Annotated in this window: 3 protein-coding genes; all 3 read left to right on the top strand. The window is 53.4% G+C overall.

The genetic code is table 11. The features are described from left to right. Nucleotides 1-140 precede the first annotated feature (140 nt). On the top strand, nt 141-1046 hold the full coding sequence (locus ACFFAR_RS29960) for a LysR family transcriptional regulator (RefSeq protein ID WP_375509092.1): 906 nt from the start codon (nt 141-143) through the stop codon (nt 1044-1046). Nucleotides 1047-1208: 162 nt separating this feature from the next. Next, nucleotides 1209-1886, top strand: coding sequence for an HAD-IA family hydrolase (locus ACFFAR_RS29955; RefSeq protein WP_375509091.1), 678 nt, complete (start codon nt 1209-1211; stop codon nt 1884-1886). Between the two features lie 4 nt (nt 1887-1890). Next, the coding region (locus ACFFAR_RS29950; RefSeq protein WP_375509090.1) for an alanine racemase at nt 1891-2854 on the top strand (964 nt) is incomplete at its 3' end.

The raw sequence follows: 2854 nt of genomic DNA, 5'->3' as shown, positions 1-2854 counted from the left end.
GCTCACCCTATAGTCATGCAATGTCCGCGACCAGCACGCGAGCTCGGCTCGCACATTTGTATTTATGATTGGCGGAGAGTACTTGAACAACCAAGTCGAACAATTTAATCTGTCTAACTCTTAAGTTTATAGATACTGAAATGACAGATACCGTTGATATCCGTTTCTTGTTGATGATCCGGGATAGTGGCAGTCTCACTGCAGCTTCCAGGAAATTGGGCTTAACTCCCTCTGCGGTCACACAACGATTGCAACAACTAGAAAAAAAATTGGCGATGCGGCTGGTCGATCGCACTGCGCGCAAACTTCTTTTTACTGAAGAGGGGCAGTTGCTGTGCCAACGTGGGGAAGACCTGGTACAACAGTTCGACGCGCTTCTCGAGGATTTGCAGGAACGTAGGGGAGGCCTCGTCGGTACCTTGAAGATCAACGCGCCGCTTGGGTTCGGGCGCCGATATGTCGCCCCCGTCATTGCTGATTTTCAGTTGCAAAACCCCGACGTCAACGTCGCGTTGACGCTCTCCGATCAACCTCTGACGGAAACGGTGGATCGCTTTGATGTAGTGGTGCACATTGGCGAGTTAAGAGTTTCCAATCTCGTCGGGTACGCCATCGCGCCGAATTCGAGATTCGTCTGTGCGTCGCCGTCCTTTATCAAACGATTCGGCAGCCCAAATGCCCCGGACGAGCTGATGCACATGCCTTGCATCGTGCTGCGCGAAAACAACGAAGATGTCTCGCTATGGCATTTTAGCAAAGGGAAGACGAGCCGCAGCGTTAGGGTCACGTCGCGGCTGAGCTGCAATGATGGGGAGGTCATCCGGCGGTGGGCGTGCGAGGGCCGTGGCGTTATTCTCCGGTCCGAATGGGACGTCACTGACGAACTTCAAAGCGGAAGGCTGGTCAGGCTTTTGCCGGCCTGGAAAGCCCCAGACGCCAATGTTATCGCATTGACCCATAACCGCGCAGGTCTACCGGCGCGCACTAAGCATTTCATGGAGTTTCTTCAGGATCGATTCAAACCGATGCCGCAGTGGCGTGTTTAAGCAACCTTTTTCAAATTTCAACCCGCCTTCTACGTCGGATTGTTGTTCGTTTATAAATTCACATTTTATGAATCTAAGAATTAGATATGCTTAAGCAAGAACGCCTCTTCGATCTTTATAATCGGTTATGTAAATTGATATCAATTACAGATAAGAGGCGAAATGTCGAAGCAATCCTTAACCACTGCTTACCCCAAGGCGATACTTTTCGATCTGCTGACCGCACTCCTTGATTCATGGACGCTTTGGAATCAGTCTGCGGGTTCCGAGCAAGCTGGGCGAGCCTGGCGAGCTGAATATCTACGCCTGACCTACGGTTGTGGACAGTACGTGGAATACGAAAGATTGGTGCGAGACGCTGCGGCGAACGTAGGACTTTCAGAATCTGCTCCGCGCGCCTTGGAGGAAAAGTGGCTACAACTAGCGCCGTGGAGCGGTGCGCTCGATGCATTGCAGCGTCTACAACCCCACTGCAAGCTTGCCATTGTCACAAATTGTTCGGTGCGACTTGGCAGGCAGGCGGCGGAGATATTCCCTATAAGGTGGGACGCTATTATCACGGCGGAGGAGGCTGACGTCTACAAGCCGAACCCATTGCCGTACAGGTTGGCGCTCGACAAGTTGGGCGTAACCACCGCGGATGCGGCGTTCGTCGCAGGATCGAGCTATGACATGTTCGGTACCGCTGCTGTGGGATTGAGGACCTATTGGCACAATAGAATTGGTCTTCCGCTGGTTGAGGGTGCGCAACCGCCTGAAATCGAGTCGCCGAGCCTCGACCCGCTCGTTGCTTGGGCCAGCCAATTCGGTACGTCCGCGAACAACAACACAGCAGAGTAACATCATGAGACTAGACATTCTCGACACTCCAGCCGCGTTGATCGATATTCCGCGGATGGAGAAGAACATTGCGTTCATGCAAAAACACATGGATACGCTCGGGGTGAAATTCCGTCCTCACGTCAAAACGACAAAATGCCTCGACGTCGTTCGTGTCCAACTTGCTGCAGGCGCGAAGGGTATAACGGTTTCGACATTGAAGGAGGCCGAGGAATTTTTCGCCGCAGGCGTGACCGATATACTTTACGCTGTCGGCATTGTGCCTTCGAAGTTGTCAAGGGCGATGGCGCTCAAAAAGAAGGGTTGCGATCTGAAACTGGTGGTGGACAATCCGGCTGCGGCAACTGCTGTCGCCGAGTTCATCCGCAAAAACGATGTCACCTTCGAAGTCTGGATTGAAGTCGACACCGACGGGCATCGGTCCGGTATTACGCCGGAAGAGGACACGTTGCTTGAAGTCGGACAGATCTTGCGCATTAACTCGGTCAAAGTCGGCGGAGTGATGACCCATGCCGGCTCAAGCTATGAGCTAGACACTTCAGAAGCCCTAACGGCGCTCGCCGAACAGGAAAGATTGGGGTGCGTTCATGCGGCGCAGAGATTGCGCGCCGCTGGTGTACCCTGCGACGGTGTCAGTGTTGGTTCGACGCCGACTGCAATCGCCGCAAAAAATCTGGACGGCGTGACCGAAGTGCGGGCTGGCGTCTACGTTCTATTCGATCTCGTAATGCACAATGTCGGTGTATGCGCGCTTAACGACATTGCATTGAGCGTGCTTACCACGGTTATCGGCCACCAGTCGGAGAAAGGCTGGGCAATATTGGATGCCGGCTGGATGGCAATGAGCCGAGATCGCGGAACCTCGAAGCAGTCCCATGATTTCGGGTACGGCCAGCCGTGTGAGCTTGATGGAACGCCTTTGCTCGATTATGTATTAAGCGGCGCAAACCAGGAACACGGAATTCTGT

The sequence above is a fragment of the uncultured Caballeronia sp. genome, from assembly GCF_964243625.1.
GTDB lineage: Bacteria > Pseudomonadota > Gammaproteobacteria > Burkholderiales > Burkholderiaceae > Caballeronia.
This window is presented reverse-complemented; position numbering and strand designations above follow the sequence as displayed.

Coding starts and splice junctions, on each gene's coding strand:
- ACFFAR_RS29960 (WP_375509092.1), top strand. CDS start 141: ATGACAGATACCGTTGATATCCGTTTCTTGTTGATGATCCGGGATAGT.
- ACFFAR_RS29955 (WP_375509091.1), top strand. CDS start 1,209: ATGTCGAAGCAATCCTTAACCACTGCTTACCCCAAGGCGATACTTTTC.